A 26,199-nucleotide genomic window follows, 5' to 3' on the forward strand; every position below is an offset into this window, starting at 1 on the left:
GCGGTCGGATCATCATGACACAAGCCTTCGGCCAAACATAACCGAGTCTCAGTGGGCGCCTTTATAGGCACAAGCTACTAGGACAATAGACGACGGTGGTTGTTCTGGATCTATCGAAGTAGGACAATTGTCGGCTTCCCGACATCATCAGCGATATTGAATGGCCTTCCTCGCACTCGGTATTAACCACAAGACTGCAACCGTAGACGTGCGCGAGCGCGTGGCGTTTACGCCAGAGCAGTTGGTTGAGGCCTTGCAGCAGCTCTGCCGGCTCACCGACAGCCGCGAAGCTGCGATCCTTTCGACCTGCAATCGCAGCGAGCTTTATATAGAGCAGGAACATCTCTCAGCGGATGTGGTGCTGCGCTGGCTGGCCGATTATCACCATTTGGATCTCGAGGACCTGCGCGCCAGTGCATATGTGCACGAAGAGGATGCGGCAGTTCGTCACATGATGCGCGTCGCCGCAGGGCTCGACTCGCTGGTGTTGGGCGAGCCGCAGATCCTCGGCCAGATGAAATCCGCCTACGCCGTGGCCCGCGAGGCTGGCACCGTCGGCCCGTTGCTTGGCCGTTTGTTCCAGGCTACGTTCAATTCGGCCAAGCAGGTGCGCACCGACACCGCCATCGGTGAAAACCCGGTGTCCGTCGCGTTCGCCGCCGTGAGCCTGGCCAAACAGATTTTCAGTGACTTGCAGCGCAGCCAGGCGCTGTTGATCGGCGCCGGTGAAACCATCACCTTGGTCGCTCGCCACCTGCATGACCTGGGCGTCAAGCGTATCGTGGTCGCCAACCGCACCCTGGAGCGCGCGAGCATCCTGGCCGAGCAGTTTGGCGCCCACGCGGTGTTGCTCTCGGACATCCCGGCCGAGCTGGTGCGCAGCGATATCGTCATCAGCTCCACCGCCAGCCAGTTGCCGATCCTGGGCAAAGGCGCGGTCGAGAGCGCGCTGAAGCTGCGCAAGCACAAACCGATCTTCATGGTGGATATCGCTGTTCCCCGTGATATCGAGCCTGAAGTCGGCGAGTTGGACGACGTTTACCTCTATAGCGTCGATGATCTGCACGAAGTGGTCGCCGAAAACCTCAAGAGTCGCCAGGGCGCAGCCCAGGCCGCCGAGGAAATGGTCAGCACCGGCGCCGAAGACTTTATGGTGCGCCTGCGTGAGCTGGCGGCGGTCGACGTGCTTAAGGCGTATCGTCAGCAGGGTGAACGCCTGCGCGATGAAGAATTGATCAAGGCCCAGCGCTTGCTGGCCAACGGCAGCAGCGCCGAAGAAGTGCTGATGCAATTGGCACGTGGCCTGACCAACAAATTGCTCCACGCCCCCAGCGTTCAGTTGAAAAAGCTTACCGCCGAAGGCCGCCTCGATGCGCTGGCCATGGCCCAGGAACTCTTTGCCCTCGGTGAGGGCGCGTCAGATAGCTCTTCGGATAAAAAACCGCAATGAAAGCGTCACTGCTCAATAAACTGGACGTGCTCCAGGACCGTTTCGAAGAACTGACCGCCTTGCTCGGCGATGGCGAGGTCATCTCCGATCAGACCAAGTTCCGCGCCTATTCCAAGGAATACGCCGAAGTTGAGCCGATTGTGGCCACCTATAAAAGCCTGATGAAAGTGCAGGCCGACCTCGAAGGCGCCCAGGCGCTGCTCAAGGACAGCGACCCGGACATGCGTGAAATGGCCGTGGAAGAAGTCCGCGAAGCCAAAGAGAAGCTGGCCGAGTTGGAAGGCGACCTGCAACGCATGCTGCTGCCCAAAGACCCGAACGACGGGCGCAACGTGTTCCTCGAAATCCGCGCCGGCACCGGTGGCGACGAGGCGGCAATCTTCTCCGGCGACCTGTTCCGCATGTACTCGCGCTACGCCGAGCGACGTGGCTGGCGGGTCGAGATTTTGTCCGAGAATGAAGGTGAGCACGGCGGCTATAAAGAAGTCATCGCCCGGGTCGAAGGTGACAACGTCTACGGCAAGCTTAAATTCGAGTCCGGCGCGCACCGCGTGCAGCGGGTTCCGGCGACTGAATCCCAGGGCCGTATCCACACCTCGGCGTGCACCGTGGCCGTGTTGCCCGAGCCGGACGAGCAGGAAGCCATTGAGATCAACCCGGCGGACTTGCGTGTCGACACCTACCGTTCGTCGGGCGCCGGTGGTCAGCACGTGAACAAGACCGACTCGGCGATCCGGATCACCCACTTGCCGTCGGGCATCGTGGTCGAATGCCAGGAAGAGCGTTCCCAGCACAAAAACCGTGCGCGGGCCATGTCCTGGCTGTCGGCCAAGCTCAACGACCAGCAGACCAGCGCCGCCGCCAACGCGATTGCCAGCGAGCGCAAGCTGCTGGTGGGCTCGGGCGACCGCTCCGAACGCATCCGCACCTACAACTTCGCCCAAGGCCGGGTCACCGACCACCGGGTCAACCTCACGCTTTACTCCCTCGACGAAATTCTCGCCGGCGGCGTTGATGCGGTGATCGAGCCTTTGCTGGCCGAATACCAGGCCGATCAATTGGCGGCGATAGGTGAATAAATGACCATTATTGCCAGCCTTCTGCGCGCCGCTGACCTGCCTGACTCGCCCACTGCGCGTCTGGATGTGGAACTGTTACTGGCTGCTGCCTTGGGAAAATCGCGCAGCTACTTGCACACCTGGCCGGAAAAAATCGTCAGCAGCGAAGATGCGCTGACCTTTGCCGATTACCTGCAGCGTCGCCGCACGGGTGAGCCGGTGGCCTACATCCTCGGTCAGCAGGGTTTCTGGAAGCTCGACCTGGAGGTCGCGCCGCACACGCTGATCCCGCGCCCGGAAACCGAGCTGCTGGTGGAAGCCGCCCTTGAATTGTTGCCGGCCACGCCTGCCAAGGTCCTCGACCTGGGCACCGGCAGCGGCGCGATCGCCCTGGCCCTGGCCAGCGAACGCCCGGCCTGGCAGGTCACTGCCGTTGACCGTGTGCTCGAAGCCGTAGCCCTGGCCGAACGCAACCGCCAGCGCCTGCACCTGAAGAACGCCACGGTGTTGAACAGCCATTGGTTCAGCGCGCTGCAAGGCCAGCGCTTCGAATTGATCATCAGCAACCCGCCTTACATTGCCGATAATGATCCGCACCTGGTGGCAGGCGATGTGCGCTTTGAACCGGCCAGCGCCTTGGTGGCGGGCCATGATGGGCTGGACGATCTGCGGTTGATCATCGCTCAGGCCCCAGCCCACTTGAATACCGGTGGCTGGCTGCTGCTAGAACACGGTTACGACCAAGCTGCGGCGGTACGTGATTTGTTGTCGGGTGAGGGCTTTGAAGAGGTCCACAGCCGCATCGACCTCGGCGGCCACGAACGCATCACGTTGGGGCGCCGCCCGTGCTGACCGACCAGGAGCTGTTGCGCTATAGCCGACAGATTCTGTTGCAACATGTCGACATCGAAGGCCAGCTGCGTCTTAAAAACGGCCATGCGCTGATTGTCGGCCTCGGCGGCTTGGGTGCGCCAGTCGCGTTGTACCTGGCCGCTGCCGGCGTGGGCGAGTTGCACCTGGCAGACTTCGACACTGTCGACCTGACCAACCTGCAACGCCAGATCATCCACGACACCGACAGCGTCGGGCAGGCCAAGGTCGATTCGGCCATGCGTCGCCTGGCCGGCATCAACCCCGAAATTACGTTGGTCGCCCATCGCACTGCGCTGGATGCCGATTCACTCGCCGCCGCAGTGGCCGCAGTAGACGTGGTGCTCGATTGCAGCGACAACTTCGCCACCCGTGAAGCCGTCAACGCCGCTTGTGTTGCGGCTGGAAAACCATTGGTCAGCGGTGCGGCCATTCGCCTGGAAGGGCAATTGTCAGTGTTCGACCCGCGCCGCGACGAAAGCCCGTGCTACCACTGTTTATATGGGCACGGCAGCGACACCGAGCTGACCTGCAGCGAAGCCGGTGTGGTCGGTCCGTTGGTCGGGCTGGTCGGTAGCCTGCAAGCACTGGAAGCGCTGAAGTTGCTGGCAGGCTTTGGTGAACCCTTGGTGGGGCGCTTGCTACTGATCGACGCCTTGACCACGCGTTTTCGCGAACTGCGCGTCAAGCGCGACCCCGGCTGCAGCGTTTGCGGGACGGCCCATGGTTAAGGACGCGCCCATCGGTGTGTTCGATTCCGGCGTCGGCGGCCTGTCGGTGCTGGATGAAATCCAGCAGTTGTTGCCCCATGAGTCACTGCTGTACGTGGCTGATGGCGGGCATATCCCCTACGGTGAAAAATCCCCGGCGTTCATTCTTGAGCGTAGCCGTTTGGTCGCCGAGTTTTTTCGTGAACAAGGCGCCAAAGCCTTTGTGATTGCCTGCAACACCGCAACCGTCGCCGCCGTGGCTGATTTGCGCCAGGACTATCCCGACTGGCCTTTGGTGGGTATGGAGCCGGCGGTCAAGCCAGCCGCCGCTGCCACCCGCAGTGGCGTGGTCGGCGTGCTCGCCACCACCGGCACATTGCAAAGTGCCAAGTTCGCAGCATTACTCGACCGCTTTGCCACCGACGTGCGGGTGATTACCCAGCCGTGCCCGGGCCTGGTGGAGTTGATCGAAACCGGTGACCTCAACAGCACCGCGCTGCGCCAGCTGTTGCAGGGCTATGTCGACCCGCTGCTGAGCGCCGGTTGTGACACCATCATCCTCGGCTGTACCCATTACCCCTTCCTCAAGCCGCTTCTGGCACAGATGCTTCCCCCTAGCATCATCCTGATCGACACCGGCGCTGCCGTGGCGCGTCAGCTCAAGCGTCTGTTGGGCGAACGTAACCTGCTGTCGCCCGGCAAGCCTGAGCCAGCGCAGTTCTGGACCAGCGGCGACGTCGATCACCTAAGAAATATCCTACCGGCACTCTGGAAATCTCCCGGTGTTGTGCGTAATTTTGGCTTGTGAAAAATTCGTGAAACATCGCGGTTAGAAGCTGAACTTCTGGCATCGCGCAAGCTTCTATAGCGTTAGCCTGTACAAAACCATACGACTTCGATCTCAAAGGATGTGCTCTTATGAAGCGCTTGTTCTGTTTGGCTGCGATTGCGGCCGCTGTGGTGGGACACTCTGTTTCGGCCCAGGCCGCCGGCCTGGAATTTGGGGTGGGGGGAACCAGCGATTCGACCATGACCTATCGGTTGGGGCTGACGTCGGATTGGGATAAAAGCTGGTGGCAGAGTGATACGGGCCGACTGACCGGCTATTGGAGCGGCGCTTACACCTACTGGGATGGCGACAAACGCGCGAGTGTCAGCAGCCTGTCGTTCTCGCCGGTGTTTGTGTACGAGTTTGCCGGGGAGAAGGTCAAGCCCTATATAGAAGCCGGGATCGGTGTCGCGGTGTTTTCACGTACGCGGGTTGAAGACAACAACATCGGCCAGGCCTTCCAGTTCGAAGACCGACTGGGCTTTGGTTTGCGCTTCGCCGGTGGGCATGAAGTGGGCATTCGCGCCACGCACTATTCCAATGCGGGCATCAGCAGCAATAACGACGGGGTAGAGAGCTACTCGTTGCACTACACCTACCCGTTGTAACTCTCAAGCCTGCGCAAAACCATATGGGAGCTGGCTTGCCTGCGATGCAGACACCTCGGTTTATCAGTTACACCGAAGTGATGCTATCGCAGGCAAGCCAGCTCCCACATTTTATATCCACCACATTTTGGCTCAGCGATACGCCGTCGCAATGCCCTGGCGCTCTTCCAGGCACTCCGGCGCACCCATTTCGAATTCCCGACAGATCAACGGCCGCCGCTCGTAGATCGTGCACATCATCGTGTCCCGATCCAGCGCCGCGCACCAGCCGTCATCCAGTCGCAGCATCACTTCACCGCCCCAGTCGTCGGTATCGATATAGCGTTGCGGCACACCCGTGTCGGTAATCAGCATGACTTCCAGCTGGCAGCAGCAGGCCGCGCACGTCGAGCAGGTGACGGCGGGTTCGGTGATTTGAGTGTGGGGGATGTTGGTCATAGGCGCGCAGTGTAAGGCAAGCGCGCTGGGTGCGCATGAATGCTCTGACGGACGTCAGTGGCCAAGCTGTCGCGCCACCCCGTGCATGACGGGGAACAGGATCGCCCAAAGCAGCGCCAGGCCGATCAGCGTTAGCGTTGTGTCGTAGCCGAAACGCACACCGGCCAATTGGCTGCCGGCGTAGTAAGACAACGGCCCGCCCACCGCACCCAGCAGGCTGGCGCGCCACCAGGGTTGTGCGCTCCAGGCCAGGCAATGGCGCAGCGTGGTGGCGAGCAGTGCCCATAGCATGATTAGCCAAAAGGGAATCAGCGGCCCTGGAAAACCGAAGTGAAACACGCCAAAGGTACGCAACGAGGTATCGACTACGGTACCCAAAAGGGTCACGGCCAGGAGCACTTGGCCGTCTTCAGACCATGAGCTTGTCCACAGCAGGTGGATGACCAGCACACCAGCGCCCACCCATAACCAACGGGTGTCACCGCCCAGCACACAGGCAAACCAACCGCACTGGAACAGCACGGCATTGGCCAGCGTTTTAAGCACTGAAACGCCCGAGCAACGGCGGGTTGATCGCCGCAGGCTTGGCCAGCAGCAACTGCGCGGTACCGATCGTTCGCTCCATAAACCCACCTTCGCAGTAGCACAAGTAGAATTCCCACAGACGCAGGAAGTATTCATCGTAGCCCAACTCGGCAAGGCGGCCATGGGCGCGACGGAAGTTCTCATGCCACAGGCGCAAGGTGCGCGCGTAGTGCAAGCCGAAGTCTTCCATGTGCAGCAGGTTCATGTCGGTGTCGCGGCTGACGATCTGCAACATGTTCTGCACGGAAGGCAGGGCGCCACCGGGGAAAATATAGCGCTGGATAAAGTCGACGCTGTTCTTGGCCTGCTCAAAACGCTGCTCACGAATGGTGATGGCTTGCAGCAGCATCAGGCCGTCGCTTTTGAGCAGGTGCGCGCATTGCTTGAAGTAGGTGGGCAGGAAGCGATGGCCGACCGCTTCGATCATCTCGATGGACACCAGCTTGTCGTACTGACCGGTCAGGTCGCGATAATCTTGCAGCAGCAGCTTCACCTGATCCTTAAGGCCCAAGGCCTCGATGCGTTTTTCGGTGTAGGCAAACTGTTCTTTGGACAAGGTCGTGGTGGTGACCTTGCAGCCATAGTGCTGCGCCGCATACAACGCCATGCTGCCCCAGCCGGTGCCGATTTCGAGCAAATGGTCAGTGGGTTTGAGCGCAAGCTTCTGGCAGATGCGTTCCAGCTTGTTCAACTGCGCCTGTTCCAGGCTGTCGTCGGGCGTCAGGAACTGCGCCGCCGAATACATCATGGTCGGGTCGAGGAATTCCTCGAACAGGTCGTTGCCCAGGTCATAGTGGGCGGCGATATTTTTCTGCGAGCCCTTGCGGGTGTTGCGGTTAAGCCAGTGCAGGCCTTGGGTGAACGGTCGCGCCAAGCGCGCCAGGCCGCCTTCCATTGCGTCAAGCACATCAAGGTTGCTGACCATCACACGCACCACGGCGGTGAGGTCCGGGCTGCTCCAGTAACCGTGGATAAACGCCTCGCCGGCGCCGATCGAACCATTGGCGGCCACCAAGCCCCAGACCGCCGAATCGTGGATCTGGATTTCGCCCAACAGATGCGCTTCGCGTGCGCCGAACACCTGGCGTTCACCCTCTTCAATCACTACCAACTGGCCGTGGCGCAGTTGGCTGAGCTGGCGCAGCACACCTTTGCGCAACAGCGCACTGGTCACGCCGTTGACGTTCAGGCGGTTGGTCTTGACCGATAAGCTAGGGGATTTCATGGCGGCGATCCTTGGTATACCCGACTGCGGTGCGAGAGGCGCCATCGGCGGCCTGATGGGAAAAAATCGGTGTGCGTTTGAGTAACAGGCGCATGGCTTGCCAGTAAATCGCCAGGCAGGTCTTGGCGGTCATCCACGGGAAGCGCCACAGGTAACGGTGCAGGCTGGCGCGGGTCAGCGTTTCTTTTTGCAGGCTCAAGGTGGCGTCGAAGACTTTTTGCGTGCCCTGCCAATCGGCCATGTGCACACCAAGCCTGTCGGCCGGCGGGCTGAAACTCATGCGGTATTCCAGGTCGCGGGGTAAAAACGGCGACACATGGAACGCCTTGGCCACGGCGAAGTGCTGGTGTTCCTCGGCGCCGAGCGCCTGGGCCGGCAGCACATAGTGGTAACGTTCGCGCCACGGGGTGTTGGTTACTTCACACAGGATCGCGGCCAGTTGCCCGTCGGCCTCGAAGCAGTAGAAGAAACTCACCGGGTTAAAAGCCAGGCCCCAACTGCGGGCCTGGGTCAGTAGGCAGATAACGCCCCGGGGCTCGCGCCCCAGTGCCTTGCCGACTTCCTGGCGCACGGCATCGCTCAAGCTCATGCCGTGACGCGTGAATTCACGCAGGTAGTCCTGCTGGCGAAAGCCGAAGGGCGCCAGGCGGCTGTTGCCGGCCAGGGGTGATAGGCCGAGCACTTCGTCTTGTTCGCTCAAGTCCAGGTACAGCAGGCCGATGCGGTAGCGAAAGGCGTGGGCCTTGGGCGCAAACCGGCGATGGGCGATCCAGCCGCTGTACAGGGCGCTGTTCATAGGGTTTCGCCAAAGGCCTGGGCCACGCGTAATGCGCTGCTCACGCCGTCTTCATGAAAACCGTTGGCCCAGTAGGCGCCGCAGTAAAAGGTGTGCCGCGCACCGTGCAATTCTTCCCAGCGGTTTTGTGCGGCCACTGCCGCCAGGCTGTATTGCGGATGCGCATAGGTGTAGCGCGCGAGGATCTTCAGCGGGTTGATCATCGGCGTCTGGTTGAGGCTGACGCAAAAGGTGGTGTCGCTGTGGATGCCTTGCAGGATGTTCATGTCGTAAGTGACGGCCGCCTGGGTTTGCGCGCTGCCGCTCAGGCGATAATTCCAGCTGGCCCAGGCCAGTTTGCGATCGGGCAGCAGGCGCGTGTCGGTGTGCAGCACCACGTCATTGTCGGCGTAGGGCAGGGCACCAAGAATGTCCTGCTCAGCCTGGCTCGGGTCGGCCAGCAACGCCAGGGCCTGGTCGCTGTGACAGGCGAACACCACGCGGTCAAAGGTCTCGCTGCCGGCGAGGCTGTGGATAACCACGCCGTCGACTGTGCGTTCGACTTTATCCACAGGGCAATTGAGGCGGATCTGCTCGCGAAAACTGCGGGTCAAAGGTTCGATATAACTGCTGGAACCACCTTCGATCACGCACCATTGCGGCCGATTGTTCACCGACAGCAACCCGTGGTTCTTGAAGAACCGCACAAAGAACTGCAACGGAAAACCGAGCATGTCCGCCAGCGACATCGACCAGATCGCCGCGCCCATCGGCACGATGTAATGGCGGATAAAGCGTGGGCCATAACCCCCGGCCTCGAGGTAGTCGCCCAGGGTCATATCGGCACTGATGCGTTGCTCTTGCAGGTCCAGCGGTGCCTGGCGATTAAAGCGCAGAATGTCGCGCAACATGCCCCAGAATCCCGGCGAGAGAATATTGCGGCGCTGGGCAAACAGGCTGTTGAGGTTATTACCGTTGTACTCGAAACCTGCGTTCTGGTCGCACACCGAAAAGCTCATTTCGGTGGGCTTGAAGGTCACGCCAATCTGCCCGAGCAGACGGATGAAATTAGGATAGGTCCAGTCGTTGAACACGATAAAACCGGTGTCCACGGCATAGGGTTTACCTTTGACCGTGACGTTGACCGTGTGAGTGTGCCCGCCAATGCGCTCGCCCGCCTCAAACAGCGTGATGTCGTGGCGCCGACTGAGCAGGTAAGCGCTGGTCAGCCCGGCGATACCGCTGCCGATGATGGCGATCTTCACAGGTCGTCCTTCTTCGGTGGCGGGCTGCGCAGCATGCGTTTGCCGATAATCAGTTGCGCGCGGTTGGGCAGTTTCGACAATGGCCACAAGGTGGCGATAAACATCGCGGGGAAGGCGATTTCCAGCGGGCGCTTTTCCAATTTGGCGAAGATATGCCGCGCAGCCTTTTCGGCGGACCAGCTCAGCGGCATCGGGAAATCATTGCGTTCGGTCAGCGGGGTGTCGACAAAGCCCGGGCTGATCACCGTGACGTCGATGTTCTCCGGCGACAGGCTGATGCGCAGCGATTCGAACAGGTAACGCAGCCCGGCCTTGGACGCGCCATAGGCTTCGGCGCGCGGCATTGGCAGGTAGGTCACGGCGCTGGCAACGCCGACCAGATGTGGGGTGAGCCCTTTGCGCAACAGCGGCAGTGCAGCTTCGATGCAATAGCTGCTGGCAAGCAGGTTGGTGCGCACCACGTGCTCGACGATGGAGGAGTCGAATTGCCGGGCGTCGACATACTCACAGGTGCCGGCGTTGAGGATCACCGTGTCCAATGAACCCCAGACCTCGCCGATGCGTTCGCCGATCTCGCGCACGGTCTGGCTGTTGGTCAGGTCGCCGGCTACCACCAGCACTTGGCCTGGATAACGCTGGGCGAACGCTTCCAGCGGGCCTTTGCTGCGCGAGCTGAGCGCCACATGCGCGCCACTGTTGAGCAGTTCGACGGCCAGTGCGGCACCGATGCCACTGCTGGCGCCGGTCAACCAATAACGGCGGGGCGGTACAAGGCTCATCCCATTCTCCTTTTTAGCCAACTGACCACACGGCCGACTACCGGTAAGTGTTCATAGAGCAACGCGCCCGCATCGAAATAATCGCGATGGCGGTAGACCTTGTCGCGCCATATCAGGTGCGAGCAACCTTCCACCCGGATTACCTTGCCATTGGCCAGGCGCGGGTGGCAAAAACTCATTTTCCAGCGCAGGTAGCCTTCACCTTCGGCGACCTGGTCGAAGCCATGGAAGTCAAAACTCAACTGGCTGATGTTGCTGTACATCTCGGTGAAGTAACCGCGCAAAGCGGGCAGCCCATGCACTTCGTGCAGCGGATCGGTGAAGGCAATGTCCTGGCTGTACAAGCTGTCGAGCAGGTGCAGGTTGTGCTTGTCCAGCGTGGTAAAGGCTTGGGCGAACCGGTGCAGGAAGTCACTCATGTTCGGCGACCTCCTGGCGTGAAGGCAGGTTGCGGAAGGCGGCGAGGGCGCGCTCGCGGGATTTTTTCAGGTCGACAATCGAGCGTGGGTAATCTGCCGCGCCGAACAGGCCACCGGCGGCTTCGGGGTTGTGCACTTCTTTTTTGTTCAGCGCCGCCAACTCTGGCAGCCAGTGCTTGATGAACACCCCTTCGCTGTCGAACTTTTCCGACTGGCTCAACGGGCTGAAAATCCGGAAGTACGGTGCCGCGTCGGTGCCGGTGGACGAACTCCACTGCCAGCCGCCGTTGTTGGCGGCCAGGTCGCCGTCGATCAAGTGGCGCATAAAGAAGCGCTCGCCTTCGCGCCAGTCGATCAGCAGGTTCTTGGTCAAAAACATCGCCACCACCATGCGCAGGCGATTGTGCATCCAACCGGTTTCCAGCAGTTGGCGCATGGCTGCGTCAATGATCGGCAGGCCGGTGCGCGCTTGCTGCCAGGCGGCCAAGTCCTTGGGCGCATCGCGCCAGGCCAGTGCCTCGGTTTCGGGGCGGAACGCACGGTGGCGTGAGACCCGTGGGTAACCGACCAGAATGTGTTTATAGAACTCGCGCCACAGCAACTCGTTGATCCAGGTGATGGCGCCGATATCGCCGCTTTCGAACTCGCCCTGGTTGGTTTGCAGGGCGGCGTGCAGGCACTGGCGCGGCGAAACCACACCGGCGGCGAGGTAGGCCGAGAGCTGGCTGGTGCCGGGTTTGGCCGGGAAGTCGCGTTCGTCTTTGTAGTAGCTGATCTGTTGGTCGGCGAAGGCGTCAAGGCGACGCCGGGCTTCTTCTTCACCGGCGGGCCAGAAAGCGCGCAAGGTCTCGCTGGGCGGCGCGAAACCGTCGACCTGATCCGGGATGGCGTCGCTGTGCACATCCTGCGGTGCCTGTTGTTGCGGCGTGGCCACCAGGCGCGGCAAGGCGCTGTGCAGGCGGCTGTAGCAGACCTTGCGGAACTGACTGAACACCTGAAAGTAAGTGCCGGTTTTGGTCAGCACGCTGCCGGGTTGGAAAAACAGTTGGTCGAGGTAGCTGTGGAACGTCACACCGTCAGCCTCCAGGGCGTTGGCCACGGCCACATCGCGACGGCTCTCGTGGATGCCGTATTCCTCGTTGACGTGCACCGACTCCACTGACAGTTCCCGGCACAGTTTGCCCAGCACGGCGGGCGCCTGGTCCCAGGTGTCGGCGGTGCGAATCAGCAAGGGAATGTTCAGTTCGCCAAGGGCCTGGCTCAGGTGCTTGAGGTTACGCAGCCAGAAATCGACTTTGCAGGGTGCATCATCATGGGCCAGCCATTGCTGCGGCGTGATCAGGTACACGGCGGCAACCGGGCCGCGCTGGCAGGCGGCGGCGAGGGCGGTGTTGTCGTGTAGGCGCAAGTCGGTGCGCAGCCAGATCAAATGCATTTAGACAATTCCACGCTGGATCAGTAACTGGTGGGCTGACAAGGGGTCTTCGGCCACGAACAATTCAGGAGTGTCACGGGTTAATACGGCTAACTCGTCCTGGTGGATGCATACCGTTGGTCCGGCAATCAAAATTGGGCAACTGATGCCGCCCAACAGTTTGCCGAGTGCCGACAAGTGGAGGGCTTTGCTTGAGTACAGCAGCACCGCACGCGGTTGCAGGTGTTCCACGGCCAGGGCCAGTTCGCCGGTCGGCAAAGGCCAATCAAAAACCTCCACGGGGCAGTCGGCGCTGCTGGCCAGCCAGGCGCTAAGCCACAGGTGTGGTTCCAGGGGCACGTCTGACTGGTTGACCAGCAGCAACGGCGCGCCCTGGAGCTGGCGGTTGTTGTGGTAAATGCGCGCGCCGAACTTGCTGCGCAGCCAGGACAGAAAAAACACTCGCTCCATTTGCGCGCCGAACTGGCCCTGCCAGCGTTGCTCCAGCGCGTTGAGCAGCGGCAGCATCAATTGCTCACACAAGGTGCGCGGCGGGTACAGCGCCATGGCCTGGTTGAACAGGTCGTCGACCCGGCGTTCGGCCAATTCGCTGATTGCGGTGAGCAGTTTATGACGCAGCACATGCCATTCATTTTCGACGCTGTCGGGGCTGGCCTGGGCGGAATCGATCAAGCCTTTGACCTGGCTGACCGGCACACCACGGTTGAGCCAGGTCAGAATGGTGTGGATGCGTTGTACATGTTCGGCGCTGAACAGCCGATGGCCCTTGGGCGTGCGCTGGGGCACGATCAGGCCATAACGGCGCTCCCAGGCGCGCAGGGTCACGGCGTTGACGCCGGTCTGGCGCGCCACTTCGCGAATCGGCAGCCAGCCGTCTTCGATGGCTTGGGCGATGTCTTCGACAGGGTCGTCTTGCAGGGCAGGTGTCATGGTCTAGATCGCATTACGCAGGCTGAGGTTTTCCGGGTGCGGCTGCAGGTACGCCTGCTGCGCGATGTAGCGGTCCGGGTGTTGGCGAAAGTGATGTTTGAGCAAGGTCAGCGGCACTACCAGCGGCACGATGCCGGTGCGGTATTGGCCGATGACGGTTTGCATTTCCTGCTTGTCATCGGCGCTGATGGCTTGTTTGAGGTAGCCGCTGATGTGTTGCAGCACATTGGTGTGGGTGCCGCGTGTGGCGCACTTTTTCAGGCCGGTCATCAGCTCGCTGAAATAGCCGGCGGCCAGTTCATCCAGGTTGATGCTCTTGCCCATGCTGCCCAGCAGGTGGCCAAGGCTTTTGTAATGCACAGGGCTGTGGGCCATCAGCAGGTATTTGTAGCGCGCGTGGAACGCCAACAGGCGGTGACGGGTGATGCCCTCAGCCAGCAATTCTTGCCAGCTGGCGTACACGAACACGCGGGTGAGGAAGTTCTCGCGCAGCACCGGGTCATTCAACCGGCCGTCTTCTTCCACCGGCAGGTTGGGGTGGCGTGCGCAAAACGCCTGGGCATAAATGCCGCGCCCGCCGCCATCAACGGGCGTGCCGTTGTCGCGGTAGACCTTGACCCGCTCCAGCCCGCACGACGGCGACTTCTGCATGAAGATGTAGCCGCACAGGTCTGTGTGTTCCACAGCCATCTGCTGGCCGTAATCATCCAATGGCTGCGTCACATTGAGGTCACGGTGCACGGTGCCGACCGCCTGCGGGTGGACAGGGTCGCCCACCAGGCGAATCGGTTCGCGGGGGATGCCCAGGCCGATCGCCACTTCGGGGCACAACGGCACGAAGTCGAAATAGTCGGCGAGCGTTTGGCTGCACAGCAGGGATTGTTTGTGTCCGCCGTTAAAGCGCACGTTTTCGCCGAGCAGGCAGGCACTGATGGCGATCTTCGGTTTTGCGCTGCTGGACATGCTCAACCCTCTGCGAAATTCCTATACAGATTTATAACTCTGTACAACTAAATCTCATCATAGGTTTGATGCTGTACAAGTCAAATTATTTGTATAAGTATTTTCAGCGCCCGCTATTTCCAACCCATGCGCCAGTCTTCGGCATTTTGCAGGGTTTGCCACGGGAGGCGTTCGGCGCGGCGGGTCATGACCGCTTGCAGCTCGATTTCGAGCACGGTGCCTTCGTCATCACGGAACAGTTCGGTGACGAGGAAGTGTTTTTCCTTGTTGCGCGGGCGTGCTGCTGTCCACTTCGACAACAGCAATTTCGTCGGGTTGAGACGGTTCATTGCAGGTGTTCGATCAGGCGGCGTGCGGCCTCCTGGCCGCTGAGCCACGCGCCTTCGACCCGCCCGGACAGGCACCAGTCACCACACACATACAAGCCCAGGTCGGCGTCGGCCAGCACGCCAAATTCATGCCGCTCCGACGGCCTGGCGTAGAGCCAGCGATGGGCCAGGCTAAAGGACGGTGCGGGCATGGCGCTGTGCAGCAGTTCGGCGAAGGCACCGTGCAGGTGTTCGATTACCGCCTCTTTGGGCAAGTCGAGATTGGCCTTGCTCCAGGCGCTGGTGGCATGCAACACCCAGGTGTCGAGGGTGGCGTCACGCCCGGGTTTACTGCGGTTGCGCGCCAGCCAGTCGAGCGGGCTGTCTTGCACAAAGCAGCCTTGCATCGGCGTATCCAGCGGCGTGTCAAAGGCCAGCGCGACGGCCCAGGTGGGGTCCATCTTCACCCCGGCGGCGGCACTTGCAAGCTTGGGCGCAGCGGCCAGCAGGGCGGTGGCCTGGGGCGCCGGCGTGGCAATGACTACGTGGCTGAACGGGCCATGATTGCCGCCGTCGGCGTCCAGCAGGTTCCAGTGCTGCTTGCCTTGGAACACTTCGGTGATGCGGCAACCGAACTCAACCGGCAAGTCGTCAAGCAGTGCGCGGGTAATAGCGCTCATGCGCGGCGTGCCGACCCAGCGGATCTGCTCGTCGGGGGAGGGCGTGAGCTGGCCGGACTTGAAGTTGTACAGCTGCGGTTTCCACTGTTCGGCCCAGCCGTTGCTTTGCCAGCGCTGTACTTCGTTGACGAAGCGCCGGTCGCGGGCCGTGAAGTATTGTGCGCCCATGTCCAACGCGCCGGCATCGCTGCGCTTGCTGGACATGCGGCCACCACTGCCACGGCTTTTATCGAAGAGTTGTACAACGTGCCCCGCGTCTCGTAACGCTCGGGCGGCGGAAAGACCGGCGATGCCGGTGCCGATGATCGCGATGGGAACAGTCATTGGGGGCCTCGTTTTACCTTTGGGTACAGACTACGCCGACACCCATAGCTGTACAATATTGTTTTTTGGTATAAGTTTTGGCGTACCTGTTCTAACGGCGTGACCTAAGGTTAAGGGTGAGGGGTTAAGAAGGAGGCCTGAACCGGCCTCTGAAACCAACGTAACGCCCACTTACAAAAGATCCATGCTTATAAAATAGACTAGCGATGGGCGGCAAACGTTACATGAGGAGAAACCCATGCATATTTTGCTGACCGGCGGTACGGGCTTGATCGGTCGCCAACTCTGTCTGCACTGGCTTGCCCAAGGGCATCGCCTGACCGTGTGGAGCCGCGAGCCGGATACCGTGGCCAAATGGTGCGGTGCCGAGGTGCTCGGTGTTGGCCGCTTGCAAGACGTGATCGGCACGGTGGATGCGGTGGTCAACCTGGCGGGCGCGCCGATTGCCGATCGCCCATGGACCAAAAAGCGCAAGGCATTGCTGTGGAGCAGCCGCATCGGCCACACCGAAACCTTGCTGGCTTGGATGCAAGGCCTGGCGCAAAAGCCGGCGGTGTTGATTTCCGGCTCTGCAGTGGGCTGGTATGGCGACGGCGGCGAGCGCGAACTGACCGAAGCCAGTGGCCCGGTGCAGGATGATTTCCCCAGCCAACTGTGCATCGCCTGGGAAGAAACCGCGTTGCGCGCCGAAGCCTTCGGCACCCGCGTGGTGCTGGTGCGCACTGGCCTGGTGTTGGCGGCCAAGGGCGGCTTTTTGTCGCGCCTGCTGCTGCCGTTCAAACTGGGGCTGGGCGGGCCGATCGGCAATGGTCGGCAGTGGATGCCGTGGGTCCATATCAAAGATCAAATCGCCCTGATTGATTTTCTTCTGCACAACGACGACGCCAGCGGTCCTTATAATGCCTGCGCGCCACACCCGGTACGTAATCGCGAGTTTGCCAACACCCTGGGCCAGGTGCTGCACCGCCCAGCGTTCATGCCGATGCCGGCGTTTGCCTTGAAGGTCGGTCTGGGCGAGTTGTCCGGGTTGTTGCTGGGCGGGCAGAAGGCCGTCCCCGAACGGTTGCTGGCCGCCGGTTTCACTTTTCAGTTCACTGAGTTGCACGCGGCACTGGAAGACTTGTCCAGCCGCCTCTAGCCATAGGATGTTGCATGACGGATCACGCGTTGTTACTGGTCAACCTGGGTTCACCGGCGTCCACTTCGGTGGCCGATGTGCGCAGCTACCTTAATCAGTTCCTGATGGACCCTTATGTGATCGACCTGCCGTGGCCGGTGCGGCGCTTGCTGGTGTCGCTGATCCTGATCAAGCGCCCTGAGCAATCGGCGCATGCCTACGCCTCGATCTGGTGGGAAGAGGGTTCGCCGCTTGTGGTCCTGAGCCGTCGCTTACAAGCGCAAATGACCCAGCAGTGGACCCACGGCCCGGTGGAGCTGGCGATGCGCTACGGCGAGCCGTCGCTTGAAACCACCCTCACGCGCCTCGCGGCTCAAGGCATTCAAAAAGTCACCCTGGCGCCGTTGTATCCGCAGTTCGCTGACAGCACCGTGACCACGGTGATCGAAGAAGCCAAGCGTGTGGTCCGCGACAAGAAGCTCAACGTGCAGTTTTCTATCTTGCAGCCGTTCTACGATCAGCCGGAATACCTCGACGCCTTGGTCGCCAGCGCCCGGCCGTACGTGGCACAGGAATTCGATCACTTGTTGCTGAGCTTCCATGGGTTGCCTGAGCGCCATCTGAAAAAACTCGACCCCACAGGCCAGCATTGCTTCAAGGATGCTGACTGCTGCAAGAACGCTTCGCCCGAGGTGCTTGCCACCTGCTACCGCGCCCAGTGCTTCAGCGTGGCGCGCGACTTTGCCGCGCGCATGGGCTTGCCGGAGGGCAAGTGGTCGGTGGCGTTCCAGTCACGGCTGGGCCGTGCCAAGTGGATCGAACCCTACACCGAGGCCCGCCTGGAGACCTTGGCCCAGCAAGGCGTGAAAAAGCTGCTGGTGATGTGCCCGGCGTTTGTCGCCGATTGCATCGAGACCCTGGAGGAGATTGGTGATCGCGGGCTGGAGCAGTTCCGCGAGGCAGGGGGCGAGGAGTTGGTGTTGGTGCCGTGCTTGAACGATGACCCGCAGTGGGCGGCAGCGCTTAATACGCTGTGCAAGCGGGCGCCAGTAGCGCTGTAGTCCGAGTGTCGAAACGATAGAGATCAACTGTGGGAGCCGGGCTTGCCCGCGATGGCGGTTTGTCAGTCGACATATTTGGTGACTGATAGGCCGCCATCGCGGGCAAGCCCGCTCCCACAGTGTTTTTCAGGGTTTATTCGTGGTGCGGTTCACCGAGGAAGGTCAACGAAGTAAACAGCCCGCGGGTGGCCACGTCGGCGTTGTCCTTGAGCGGAATCTCCACCTGCGCGGCAATCACATTCAACCCCTCATTACGCACCAGCACCTGGGCGCGGCCGTCCTTGTCGGTCTCAGTGCTCAAGGTGTTCGGCGCATTGCGATAATCGCCCACCAGCTTGATCCCCGCCGCCGGTTTGCCGTCCAGCAGCACCCGCACCGGCAGTGACTTGCCTGGCCCTACGGTCAGCGGGTCGACTTCCGGCAGGATCAGCAGCTTGATCTGATCCAGTTTGGGCAGCTTCGCCCCCGGCTGGTAAATCGCCAGGCTGTACTTGAAGGTCTGGGTCGACTCAATCGCGCCTGGCACTTGGCTACGGCCCTGGTTGATCCACTTCTTGTCCGGCGTCTGCGACCACATCCCGTTATCCAACGCCACGGCTAAAACGGCGGGCGATTTGAGTGGCTTGAGGCGTGCGTGGTCGGCCAGGCGCTCCACGGTGACCGGGATCATTTTGCCGCTGGCGTCATACGCCCAGGCGCCGCTGATTTTCTGCGCCTTGAAGGCATTGTCTTCGGCGCCGTGGCCGTAGATCACTTCGATATTGCCGCGTCGTTGTTCGGTCCACAGGCCGTGGGCCGAGACTTGGCTGGCAAACAGCAGGCCGATCACGGCCAGGGATTTGAAGGCTTGCATGGGGCATCCTTTTACAGGTTAAGGGTCAGGCTGACGGTGAAGTTGCGCGGCTCGCCGGGAGTGACCCAGTAATTGCTGTAGGAGCGCTCGTAGTACTTTTCGTCGAATAGGTTGTTGAGGTTCAGGCCCACCGTGACGCTATCGCTGGCTTTGTAATGCGCCAGCAGGTCGACGGTGTGGTAGGCGGGCAGTTCGAACTGGCTGCCGGCCTCGCCGGAGCGATCACCGACGTAGGTGAACGCCGCGCCCAGGTCCGAGCCGCGCAGCGCGCCATTCTGGAATTCATACACACCCAGCAGACTGCCGCTGCGCTTGGCTACGCCCAGAATCCGGCTGCCGGTGGGGATGGATTTGTCGCCCTTGGTCACTTCGGCGTCGATATAGGCAAAGGCGCCGATCACGCGTACCGCGTCCGTCACTTGCCCGCTCAGTTGCAGGTCAAAGCCCTGGCTGCGCGCCTTGCCTATGGCGCGGCTGTTGTTGAGGGTGGCCGGGTCCTGGGTCAGAACATTTTCTTTTTCGATATGGAAGGCGGCGAGCGTGGTGCTCAAACGGTCGTCGAACAGCTCGCTCTTGATCCCCACTTCATAGCCCACGCCTTCTTCGGGCTTGAAGGATTTGCCGCCGGCATCCACACCGTTGTTGGGTTTGAACGAGGTTGACGCGTTGGCGAACACCCCGACTTGCGGCGTTAGCTGATAGAGCAGACCGGCGCGTTGAGTCAGGGCGTCGTGGGTATGCCGGCTCTTGGCGTGGTTGCGGGTGAAGTCGTCGGTGCGTTGTTCGACATGCTCGAAGCGCGCACCGAGCATGCCGCGCAGGCGGTCGGTGAAGATGATCTGGTCTTGCAGGTTCAGCGCCTGGCTTTTCGTCTGTTCGAAGACGTCGGTGCCGGTGCGTGCGCCGTTGGGTTTGGTCTGGCCGTAGATCGGGTTATAGATGTCGATGGGGTAGAGGCTGCCGGCAACCGCCGACACGCGTTCCTTCTTGCGGTAGTCCTCGTATTCGCCGCCGATCAACAGTTCGTGCTGCCAACTGCCGATGTCGAACTGGCCGCGCAGTTCCAGCTGGGTGATGCTGTCGTGCCAACCGGTGGAGCGTTCGCGCAGGCGGCGGTTAACGGTATGGCCGTTGGCATTCAGCGCACGACTTTCCGAGGCGTCACCCCACAGGCTGCCCTGTTTGTAGTGGCTGGCCAGGCGCAGTTTCCAGGCGTCATTAAGGTGATGTTCCAACGCGGCCTGGATGCGATTGTTGTGGTTGCGGATATTGCCGTCGTTGGGTTCGCCGAGGAAGGTCGAGCGGGACATGCCATGGTTGGCGACGATGCCCCGGTCGAAGGTGGAGCTGTGGCGCACGAACTCGCTTTCTACGAGAAGGCTGGTGTCGGGGTCCAACTGCCAACTGAATGATGGCGCGACGAACACGCGCTGGGCGTCGACGTGATCGCGGAAGCTGTGGTTGTCTTCCACGGCCAGGTTGACCCGCGACAGCACGCGGCCTTCGCTGTCCAGCGGCGTGTTCACATCCAGTGCGGTGCGATAGCGGTCCCAGCTGCCGGCACTGGTTTGCACGGTGGTAAAGGCTTCGGGCTGCGGCTTCTTGGTGACAATGTTCACGGTGCCGCCGGGATCGCCACGGCCGTACAGGCTGGCTGCGGGGCCTTTGAGCACTTCAATGCGCTCGATGTTGGCCGCGTCCGGGGTGCTCGGGTAGCCACGGTTGGCGCTGAAACCGTCCTGGTAGAACTCCGACGTGGTGAAGCCGCGCACGCTGTACTCGTAAAGCGTCAGGCCGCCGAAGTTGTTTTGCTTGGACACGCCGCCGGCAAACTCCAGAGCACGTTCCACGCTGGTGCTGCCCAGGTCCTTGAGCACCGTGGCAGGAATCACGCTGATTGATTGTGGGATGTCGCGCAGATCGGTGTCAGTTTTGGTCGCGCTGGCGGAACGGGTGGCGCGGTAGCCTTTGACGGGGCCGGTGGCGGATTCATAGGCGTCGGAGGTGACGCTGATGGTGTCCAGTTCGACAGTGTTGTCATCGGCGTAGGCGGGGTCCAGCAGCAAACCCAAGGCCAGGCCAGCCACGGGGGCGAATCTTTGAGACGGCATGATAGAGCGTTCCAATAGCGATATTGAAACAATATAACATGACCATTGAGAATGAATTTCTTTTGAAATATTCGGTAACAGGAGCCCGCGAACGGGCTCCCGTAGCCGTTATTCCTCTTCTTTCACCGGGGCGGGTGGCGGGCGCAGGCCGATCTCTGCCGACAGCTTGATCTCTTTGCCGTTGCGCATTACCAGGATCGACACCTTATCGGTCGGCTTGATCCGCGCCACCTGGTTCATCGACTTGCGGCCATCACCGGCCGGTTCCCCGTCGATGCTCAGGATCACATCGCCCAATTGCAGGCCGGCTTTCTGCGCCGGGCCGTCGCGGAAGATACCGGCCACCACGATGCCCGGGCGCCCGGTCAAGCCGAACGACTCGGCCAGTTCCTTGGTCAACGGCTGTACTTCGATGCCCAGCCAGCCACGGATTACCTGGCCGTGCTCGATGATCGACTTCATCACTTCCATTGCCAGCTTCACCGGGATCGCAAAGCCGATGCCCTGGGAACCGCCGGACTTGGAGAAAATCGCCGTGTTGATACCGGTCAGGTTGCCATTGGCATCCACCAATGCGCCGCCAGAGTTCCCCGGATTGATCGCCGCGTCAGTCTGGATAAAGTCTTCGTAGCTGTTGAGCCCCAACTGGTTACGCCCGGTGGCGCTGATGATGCCCATGGTCACGGTCTGGCCGACGCCGAACGGGTTGCCGATGGCCAGTGCGACATCACCGACGCGCAGCCCTTCGGAGCGGCCGATGGTGATCGAGGGCAGGCTCTTGAGGTCGATCTTCAGCACCGCAAGGTCGGTTTCCGGGTCGCTGCCGACCACGCGGGCCAGGGTTTCACGGCCGTCGCGCAGGGCCACCACAATCTGGTCGGCGCCGGTGGTCACGTGGTTGTTGGTGAGGATGTAACCTTCCGGGCTCATGATCACCCCGGAACCGAGGCTGGATTCCATCCGGCGCTGCTTGGGCCCGTTGTCGCCGAAATAGCGGCGAAACTGCGGGTCTTCAAACAACGGATGCGCCGGTTTATTGATGACCTTGGTGGTGTACAGGTTGACCACTGCAGGCGCGGCGATGACCACCGCGTCGGCGTAGGTGACCGGGCCTTGCACCACCGAGCTGCTTTGTGGGGCCTGTTGCAGGTTCACATCAAGGCTGGGTAAGCCCACCCATTGGGGATAACGCTGAATAATCAGCATCGCGATCAGCACGCCAGCCAACAATGGCCATCCAAAAAAACGCAGTGCCTTGAGCATCAAGTAAGTCCTGACAGGTTGCAGGGGGCGGGATAGCGCCCATAATGTCGCGCATTATACGAGGCTGCGAGCGCCTCGGAACGGGATATTTAGGAGTCTTTTATGGCTGTCCCCCTTAGCACCCTGGTCGAGGAAGCGGACCGCTACCTTGGCAGCGCAAAAATTGCCGATTATTGCCCCAATGGCTTGCAGGTCGAGGGGCGCCCGCAGGTGATGCGCATTGTCAGCGGCGTCACGGCCAGCCAAGCGTTGCTGGACGCCGCCGTCGAAGCCCAGGCCGACCTGGTGCTGGTGCACCATGGTTATTTCTGGAAGGGCGAAAACCCGTGCATCACCGGCATGAAGCAACGCCGCCTGAAAACCCTGCTCAAGCACGACATCAGCCTGCTGGCCTACCACCTGCCGCTGGACCTGCACCCGGAAGTGGGCAACAACGTGCAACTCGCCCGTCAGCTGGACATCACCGTCGAAGGCCCGCTGGACCCCAGCAACCCGAAAATCGTCGGCCTGGTCGGCTCCCTGGCCGAACCCTTGTCGCCGCGTGATTTTGCCCGACGCGTGCAGGATGTAATGGGCCGCGAGCCAATGCTGATCGAAGGCAGCGAGATGATCCGCCGGGTGGGTTGGTGCACGGGCGGCGGCCAAGGCTACATTGATGATGCTATTGCCGCAGGCGTTGACTTGTATCTGAGCGGCGAAGCGTCCGAACAAACATTCCACAGCGCGCGGGAAAACGACATCAGCTTTATTGCTGCGGGCCATCACGCTACTGAGCGTTATGGCGTGCAGGCACTGGGTGACTATCTGGCACGGCGTTTCGCGCTGGAACATCTGTTCATCGATTGCCCCAACCCAATCTAAAGAACACCAAGGCTCAAATGTGGGAGCTGGCTTGCCTGCGATTGCATCACCTCGGTTTGCCTGAATGACCGAAGTGCCTGTATCGCAGGCAAGCCAGCTCCCACACAAGCCAGCTCCCACAAGCCAGCTCCCACAAGCCAAACTGAGGGGCATATTCATATACCGTTTCGATCTAGCTGGCTCCCTGAATAGAAGAAGGTGCTGTGCTAGCATGCCCCGCTCGAACACGGCCCGCTGGCCGTCCATAAGATCGTTTTTCCGTGAGTAGCCATGGTCGACAAACTGACGCATCTGAAACAGCTGGAGGCGGAAAGCATCCACATCATCCGCGAGGTCGCCGCCGAGTTCGACAACCCGGTGATGCTCTACTCGATCGGTAAAGACTCCGCCGTGATGCTGCATCTGGCGCGCAAGGCCTTCTTCCCGGGCAAATTGCCGTTCCCGGTGATGCACGTCGACACCCGCTGGAAATTCCAGGAGATGTACAAGTTCCGCGACAAAATGGTCGAAGAACTGGGCCTGGACCTGATCACCCACGTCAACCCTGATGGTGTGGCGCAGGGCATCAACCCGTTCACCCACGGCAGCGCCAAGCACACCGACATCATGAAGACCGAAGGCCTCAAGCAGGCCTTGGACAAGCATGGTTTCGACGCAGCCTTCGGCGGTGCCCGTCGCGATGAAGAGAAGTCCCGCGCCAAAGAGCGTGTGTACTCGTTCCGTGACAGCAAACACCGCTGGGACCCGAAGAACCAGCGCCCGGAGCTGTGGAACGTCTACAACGGCAACGTCAACAAAGGCGAGTCGATCCGTGTGTTCCCGCTGTCCAACTGGACCGAGCTGGACATCTGGCAGTACATCTACCTCGAAGGCATCCCGATTGTGCCGCTGTACTTCGCCGCCGAGCGCGACGTGATCGAGAAGAACGGCACGTTGATCATGATCGACGACGACCGCATCCTCGAGCACTTGTCCGACGAAGACAAAGCCCGAATCGTCAAAAAGAAAGTACGTTTCCGTACCCTTGGCTGCTACCCGTTGACGGGCGCGGTGGAGTCCGAAGCCGAGACGCTGACGGACATCATTCAGGAAATGCTCCTGACGCGAACTTCCGAGCGCCAGGGCCGGGTCATCGATCACGATGGCGCAGGCTCGATGGAAGATAAAAAACGTCAGGGTTATTTCTAAGGGGCTGTCACCAATGTCGCATCAATCTGATTTGATCAGCGAGGACATCCTCGCCTACCTGGGCCAGCACGAGCGCAAAGAGATGTTGCGCTTCCTGACCTGCGGCAACGTCGACGACGGCAAGAGCACCCTGATCGGGCGCCTGCTGCACGACTCCAAGATGATCTACGAAGATCACCTGGAAGCCATCACCCGTGATTCAAAAAAATCCGGCACCACGGGCGATGATATCGACCTGGCCTTGCTGGTTGACGGCCTGCAGGCCGAGCGTGAACAGGGCATCACCATTGATGTTGCCTACCGCTACTTCTCCACCGCCAAGCGCAAATTCATCATCGCCGATACCCCTGGCCATGAGCAGTACACCCGCAACATGGCCACCGGTGCGTCCACCTGTGACCTGGCGATCATTCTGATCGACGCCCGCTACGGCGTGCAGACCCAGACCCGCCGCCACAGCTATATCGCCTCGTTACTGGGCATCAAGCACATCGTGATTGCCGTCAACAAGATGGACATCAATGGCTTTGACCAAAGCGTGTTCGAGTCGATCAAGGCCGATTACCTGAAGTTTGCCGAGGGCATTGCGTTCAAGCCGAGCACCATGGCGTTTGTACCGATGTCGGCGCTCAAGGGCGACAACGTGGTGAACAAGAGCGAGCGCTCGCCCTGGTACACCGGCCAGTCGCTGATGGAGATCCTCGAAACCGTCGAGATCGCCAACGACCGCAACTACACCGACCTGCGTTTCCCGGTGCAGTACGTCAACCGTCCGAACCTGAACTTCCGTGGTTTCGCCGGCACCCTCGCCAGCGGCATCGTGCACAAGGGCGATGAAGTCGTGGTGCTGCCGTCGGGCAAGAGCAGCCGCGTCAAATCCATCGTCACCTTCGAGGGTGAGCTGGAGCACGCAGGCCCAGGCCAGGCCGTGACCCTGACCATGGAAGACGAGATCGACATCTCCCGTGGCGACCTGTTGGTGCATGCCGACAACGTGCCGCAAGTCACCGATGCTTTCGACGCCATGCTGGTCTGGATGGCCGAAGAGCCGATGCTGCCGGGCAAGAAATATGACATCAAGCGCGCCACCAGCTACGTGCCGGGTTCGATCACCAGCATCGTGCACCGCGTGGACGTGAACACCCTGGCCGAAGGCCCGGCAAGTTCGCTGCAACTGAACGAGATTGGCCGGGTCAAGGTCAGCCTCGACGCCGCCATTGCGTTGGATGGCTATGACAGCAACCGCACCACCGGTGCGTTTATCGTCATCGACCGTTTGACCAACGGTACTGTGGCTGCGGGCATGATTATTGCGCCGCCGGTGGGCCATGGTGGCGCTGCGCAACACGGCCGCCTTGCTCATGTAGCCACCGAAGAGCGCGCCCAACGCTTCGGCCAGCAACCGGCTACCGTGTTGTTCAGCGGCCTGTCCGGCGCCGGCAAAAGCACCTTGGCCTACGCGGTTGAGCGCAAGCTGTTTGACATGGGCCGTGCGGTATTCGTACTGGATGGCCAGAACCTGCGCCGCGACTTGAACAAGGGCTTGCCGCAGGACCGCGTCGGGCGTACCGAAAACTGGCGCCGTGCTGCTCACGTGGCGCGTCAGTTCAACGAAGCCGGCCTGCTGACCCTGGCCGCGTTTGTTGCCCCGGATGCCGAAGGCCGTGAACAGGCCAAGGCGTTAATCGGCAGCGACCGCTTGCTCACCGTCTACGTGCAGGCCTCGCCGCTGGTGTGCGCCGAGCGTGATCCGCAAGGCCTGTACGCGGCGGGCGGGGACAACATCCCAGGCGAGTCCTTCCCGTACGACGTGCCGCTGAATGCCGACTTGGTGATCGACACCCAGGCCACGTCGCTGGAAGACAGCGTCAAGCAAGTGCTGGAGCTGTTGCGCCAGCGCGGCGCGATCTAAACCTCGCCGCCACAAAAAAGCCCGCCACCGATCATTCGGTGGCGGGCTTTTTACTTTCTCAAGGTCTGGCGCGGTCACTGTGGGAGCTGGCTTGCCTGCGATAGCGGTGGGTCAGCAACATACCCATCAACTGACACTCAGCTATCGCAGGCAAGCCAGCTCCCACATTAGATTGCATTCAC

26 protein-coding genes are annotated in these 26,199 nt (G+C 61.0%); 11 read left to right on the plus strand and 15 right to left on the minus strand.

Annotated elements, in window-relative coordinates; genetic code table 11:
• Nucleotides 1-160 precede the first annotated feature (160 nt).
• From hemA to AOA62_RS16865, 6 genes are all read left to right on the plus strand, one after another.
• Nucleotides 161-1,450 carry a glutamyl-tRNA reductase gene (gene hemA / locus AOA62_RS16840; protein ID WP_017137638.1) on the plus strand — a complete coding sequence of 430 codons (1,290 nt, stop codon included), beginning with the start codon at nucleotides 161-163 and terminating at the stop codon, nucleotides 1,448-1,450.
• Complete coding sequence (prfA, locus tag AOA62_RS16845; RefSeq protein ID WP_099549221.1) at nucleotides 1,447-2,529, plus strand: peptide chain release factor 1; 1,083 nt, start codon at nucleotides 1,447-1,449, stop codon at nucleotides 2,527-2,529. The genes hemA and prfA overlap by 4 nt, the downstream gene beginning before the upstream one ends.
• Complete coding sequence (prmC, locus tag AOA62_RS16850; protein ID WP_099549222.1) at nucleotides 2,530-3,360, plus strand: peptide chain release factor N(5)-glutamine methyltransferase; 831 nt, start codon at nucleotides 2,530-2,532, stop codon at nucleotides 3,358-3,360.
• A complete protein-coding gene (locus AOA62_RS16855; protein ID WP_099549223.1) occupies nucleotides 3,354-4,109 on the plus strand; it encodes a molybdopterin-synthase adenylyltransferase MoeB in 756 nt (251 codons plus the stop codon). Before prmC ends, AOA62_RS16855 begins: the two co-directional genes overlap by 7 nt.
• Entirely contained in the window at nucleotides 4,102-4,896 is a 795-nt protein-coding gene (gene murI, locus AOA62_RS16860; RefSeq protein ID WP_099549224.1) for a glutamate racemase, read from the plus strand. The genes AOA62_RS16855 and murI overlap by 8 nt, the downstream gene beginning before the upstream one ends.
• 110 nt (nucleotides 4,897-5,006) lie before the next feature.
• Nucleotides 5,007-5,525 (plus strand): acyloxyacyl hydrolase, encoded by a 519-nt coding sequence (locus AOA62_RS16865; RefSeq protein WP_017137633.1) that lies wholly within the window; start codon nucleotides 5,007-5,009, stop codon nucleotides 5,523-5,525.
• Between the two features lie 132 nt (nucleotides 5,526-5,657).
• Here the strand turns inward: AOA62_RS16865 and AOA62_RS16875 are convergent, their stop codons facing one another.
• The 12 genes from AOA62_RS16875 to AOA62_RS16930 form a co-directional block, all read right to left on the minus strand.
• The gene (locus AOA62_RS16875; RefSeq protein WP_017137632.1) at nucleotides 5,658-5,963 is read right to left on the minus strand and encodes a YkgJ family cysteine cluster protein; all 306 of its coding nucleotides are present in this window, start codon (nucleotides 5,961-5,963) and stop codon (nucleotides 5,658-5,660) included.
• A gap of 54 nt (nucleotides 5,964-6,017) precedes the next feature.
• On the minus strand, nucleotides 6,018-6,509 hold the full coding sequence (locus AOA62_RS16880) for a DUF2878 domain-containing protein (RefSeq protein ID WP_099549225.1): 492 nt from the start codon (nucleotides 6,507-6,509) through the stop codon (nucleotides 6,018-6,020).
• Nucleotides 6,502-7,773 carry a cyclopropane-fatty-acyl-phospholipid synthase family protein gene (locus AOA62_RS16885; protein WP_099549226.1) on the minus strand — a complete coding sequence of 424 codons (1,272 nt, stop codon included), beginning with the start codon at nucleotides 7,771-7,773 and terminating at the stop codon, nucleotides 6,502-6,504. Before AOA62_RS16885 ends, AOA62_RS16880 begins: the two co-directional genes overlap by 8 nt.
• On the minus strand, nucleotides 7,760-8,569 hold the full coding sequence (locus tag AOA62_RS16890; RefSeq protein WP_017137629.1) for a DUF1365 domain-containing protein: 810 nt from the start codon (nucleotides 8,567-8,569) through the stop codon (nucleotides 7,760-7,762). The genes AOA62_RS16885 and AOA62_RS16890 overlap by 14 nt, the downstream gene beginning before the upstream one ends.
• Nucleotides 8,566-9,813: an NAD(P)/FAD-dependent oxidoreductase gene (locus AOA62_RS16895; RefSeq protein WP_099549227.1), complete on the minus strand. Its 1,248-nt coding sequence runs from the start codon at nucleotides 9,811-9,813 to the stop codon at nucleotides 8,566-8,568. Before AOA62_RS16895 ends, AOA62_RS16890 begins: the two co-directional genes overlap by 4 nt.
• The gene (locus AOA62_RS16900) at nucleotides 9,810-10,592 is read right to left on the minus strand and encodes an SDR family oxidoreductase (protein ID WP_017137627.1); all 783 of its coding nucleotides are present in this window, start codon (nucleotides 10,590-10,592) and stop codon (nucleotides 9,810-9,812) included. The genes AOA62_RS16895 and AOA62_RS16900 overlap by 4 nt, the downstream gene beginning before the upstream one ends.
• A complete protein-coding gene (locus AOA62_RS16905; RefSeq protein ID WP_099549228.1) occupies nucleotides 10,589-11,011 on the minus strand; it encodes a nuclear transport factor 2 family protein in 423 nt (140 codons plus the stop codon). The genes AOA62_RS16900 and AOA62_RS16905 overlap by 4 nt, the downstream gene beginning before the upstream one ends.
• Nucleotides 11,004-12,446, minus strand: coding sequence for a deoxyribodipyrimidine photo-lyase (gene phrB, locus AOA62_RS16910; protein ID WP_017137625.1), 1,443 nt, complete (start codon nucleotides 12,444-12,446; stop codon nucleotides 11,004-11,006). The genes AOA62_RS16905 and phrB overlap by 8 nt, the downstream gene beginning before the upstream one ends.
• The gene (locus AOA62_RS16915; RefSeq protein ID WP_017137624.1) at nucleotides 12,447-13,376 is read right to left on the minus strand and encodes a MerR family transcriptional regulator; all 930 of its coding nucleotides are present in this window, start codon (nucleotides 13,374-13,376) and stop codon (nucleotides 12,447-12,449) included. It lies immediately after the preceding gene.
• A gap of 3 nt (nucleotides 13,377-13,379) precedes the next feature.
• Nucleotides 13,380-14,339, minus strand: coding sequence for a DUF523 and DUF1722 domain-containing protein (locus AOA62_RS16920; protein WP_099549229.1), 960 nt, complete (start codon nucleotides 14,337-14,339; stop codon nucleotides 13,380-13,382).
• A gap of 113 nt (nucleotides 14,340-14,452) precedes the next feature.
• The gene (locus tag AOA62_RS16925) at nucleotides 14,453-14,668 is read right to left on the minus strand and encodes a TIGR02450 family Trp-rich protein (RefSeq protein WP_017137622.1); all 216 of its coding nucleotides are present in this window, start codon (nucleotides 14,666-14,668) and stop codon (nucleotides 14,453-14,455) included.
• Nucleotides 14,665-15,651, minus strand: a complete 987-nt coding sequence (locus AOA62_RS16930; protein WP_017137621.1) for an NAD(P)/FAD-dependent oxidoreductase — start codon at nucleotides 15,649-15,651, stop codon at nucleotides 14,665-14,667. Before AOA62_RS16930 ends, AOA62_RS16925 begins: the two co-directional genes overlap by 4 nt.
• 238 nt (nucleotides 15,652-15,889) lie before the next feature.
• Between AOA62_RS16930 and AOA62_RS16935 the strand changes: the two genes are divergently transcribed.
• Both AOA62_RS16935 and hemH read left to right on the plus strand, forming a co-directional pair.
• Complete coding sequence (locus tag AOA62_RS16935) at nucleotides 15,890-16,789, plus strand: TIGR01777 family oxidoreductase (RefSeq protein WP_099549230.1); 900 nt, start codon at nucleotides 15,890-15,892, stop codon at nucleotides 16,787-16,789.
• A gap of 14 nt (nucleotides 16,790-16,803) precedes the next feature.
• Nucleotides 16,804-17,829 (plus strand): ferrochelatase, encoded by a 1,026-nt coding sequence (gene hemH / locus AOA62_RS16940; protein WP_099549231.1) that lies wholly within the window; start codon nucleotides 16,804-16,806, stop codon nucleotides 17,827-17,829.
• A gap of 133 nt (nucleotides 17,830-17,962) precedes the next feature.
• Here hemH and AOA62_RS16945 read toward each other — a convergent pair whose 3' ends face one another.
• From AOA62_RS16945 to algW, 3 genes are all read right to left on the minus strand, one after another.
• On the minus strand, nucleotides 17,963-18,682 hold the full coding sequence (locus tag AOA62_RS16945; RefSeq protein ID WP_017137618.1) for a DUF4198 domain-containing protein: 720 nt from the start codon (nucleotides 18,680-18,682) through the stop codon (nucleotides 17,963-17,965).
• A gap of 11 nt (nucleotides 18,683-18,693) precedes the next feature.
• Nucleotides 18,694-20,793 (minus strand): TonB-dependent siderophore receptor, encoded by a 2,100-nt coding sequence (locus tag AOA62_RS16950; RefSeq protein ID WP_099549232.1) that lies wholly within the window; start codon nucleotides 20,791-20,793, stop codon nucleotides 18,694-18,696.
• Nucleotides 20,794-20,901: 108 nt separating this feature from the next.
• Complete coding sequence (gene algW / locus AOA62_RS16955; protein WP_017137616.1) at nucleotides 20,902-22,056, minus strand: Do family serine endopeptidase AlgW; 1,155 nt, start codon at nucleotides 22,054-22,056, stop codon at nucleotides 20,902-20,904.
• Between the two features lie 102 nt (nucleotides 22,057-22,158).
• Between algW and AOA62_RS16960 the strand changes: the two genes are divergently transcribed.
• From AOA62_RS16960 to cysN, 3 genes are all read left to right on the plus strand, one after another.
• Nucleotides 22,159-22,917 (plus strand): Nif3-like dinuclear metal center hexameric protein, encoded by a 759-nt coding sequence (locus AOA62_RS16960; RefSeq protein ID WP_099549233.1) that lies wholly within the window; start codon nucleotides 22,159-22,161, stop codon nucleotides 22,915-22,917.
• 270 nt (nucleotides 22,918-23,187) lie between these two features.
• Entirely contained in the window at nucleotides 23,188-24,105 is a 918-nt protein-coding gene (gene cysD / locus AOA62_RS16965) for a sulfate adenylyltransferase subunit CysD (protein WP_017137614.1), read from the plus strand.
• A 13-nt stretch (nucleotides 24,106-24,118) separates the two neighbouring features.
• Nucleotides 24,119-26,017, plus strand: coding sequence for a sulfate adenylyltransferase subunit CysN (cysN, locus tag AOA62_RS16970; protein ID WP_017137613.1), 1,899 nt, complete (start codon nucleotides 24,119-24,121; stop codon nucleotides 26,015-26,017).
• Nucleotides 26,018-26,199: the final 182 nt, after the last annotated feature.

The sequence above is a fragment of the Pseudomonas sp. 2995-3 genome (assembly GCF_002742565.1).
GTDB lineage: Bacteria > Pseudomonadota > Gammaproteobacteria > Pseudomonadales > Pseudomonadaceae > Aquipseudomonas > Aquipseudomonas edaphica.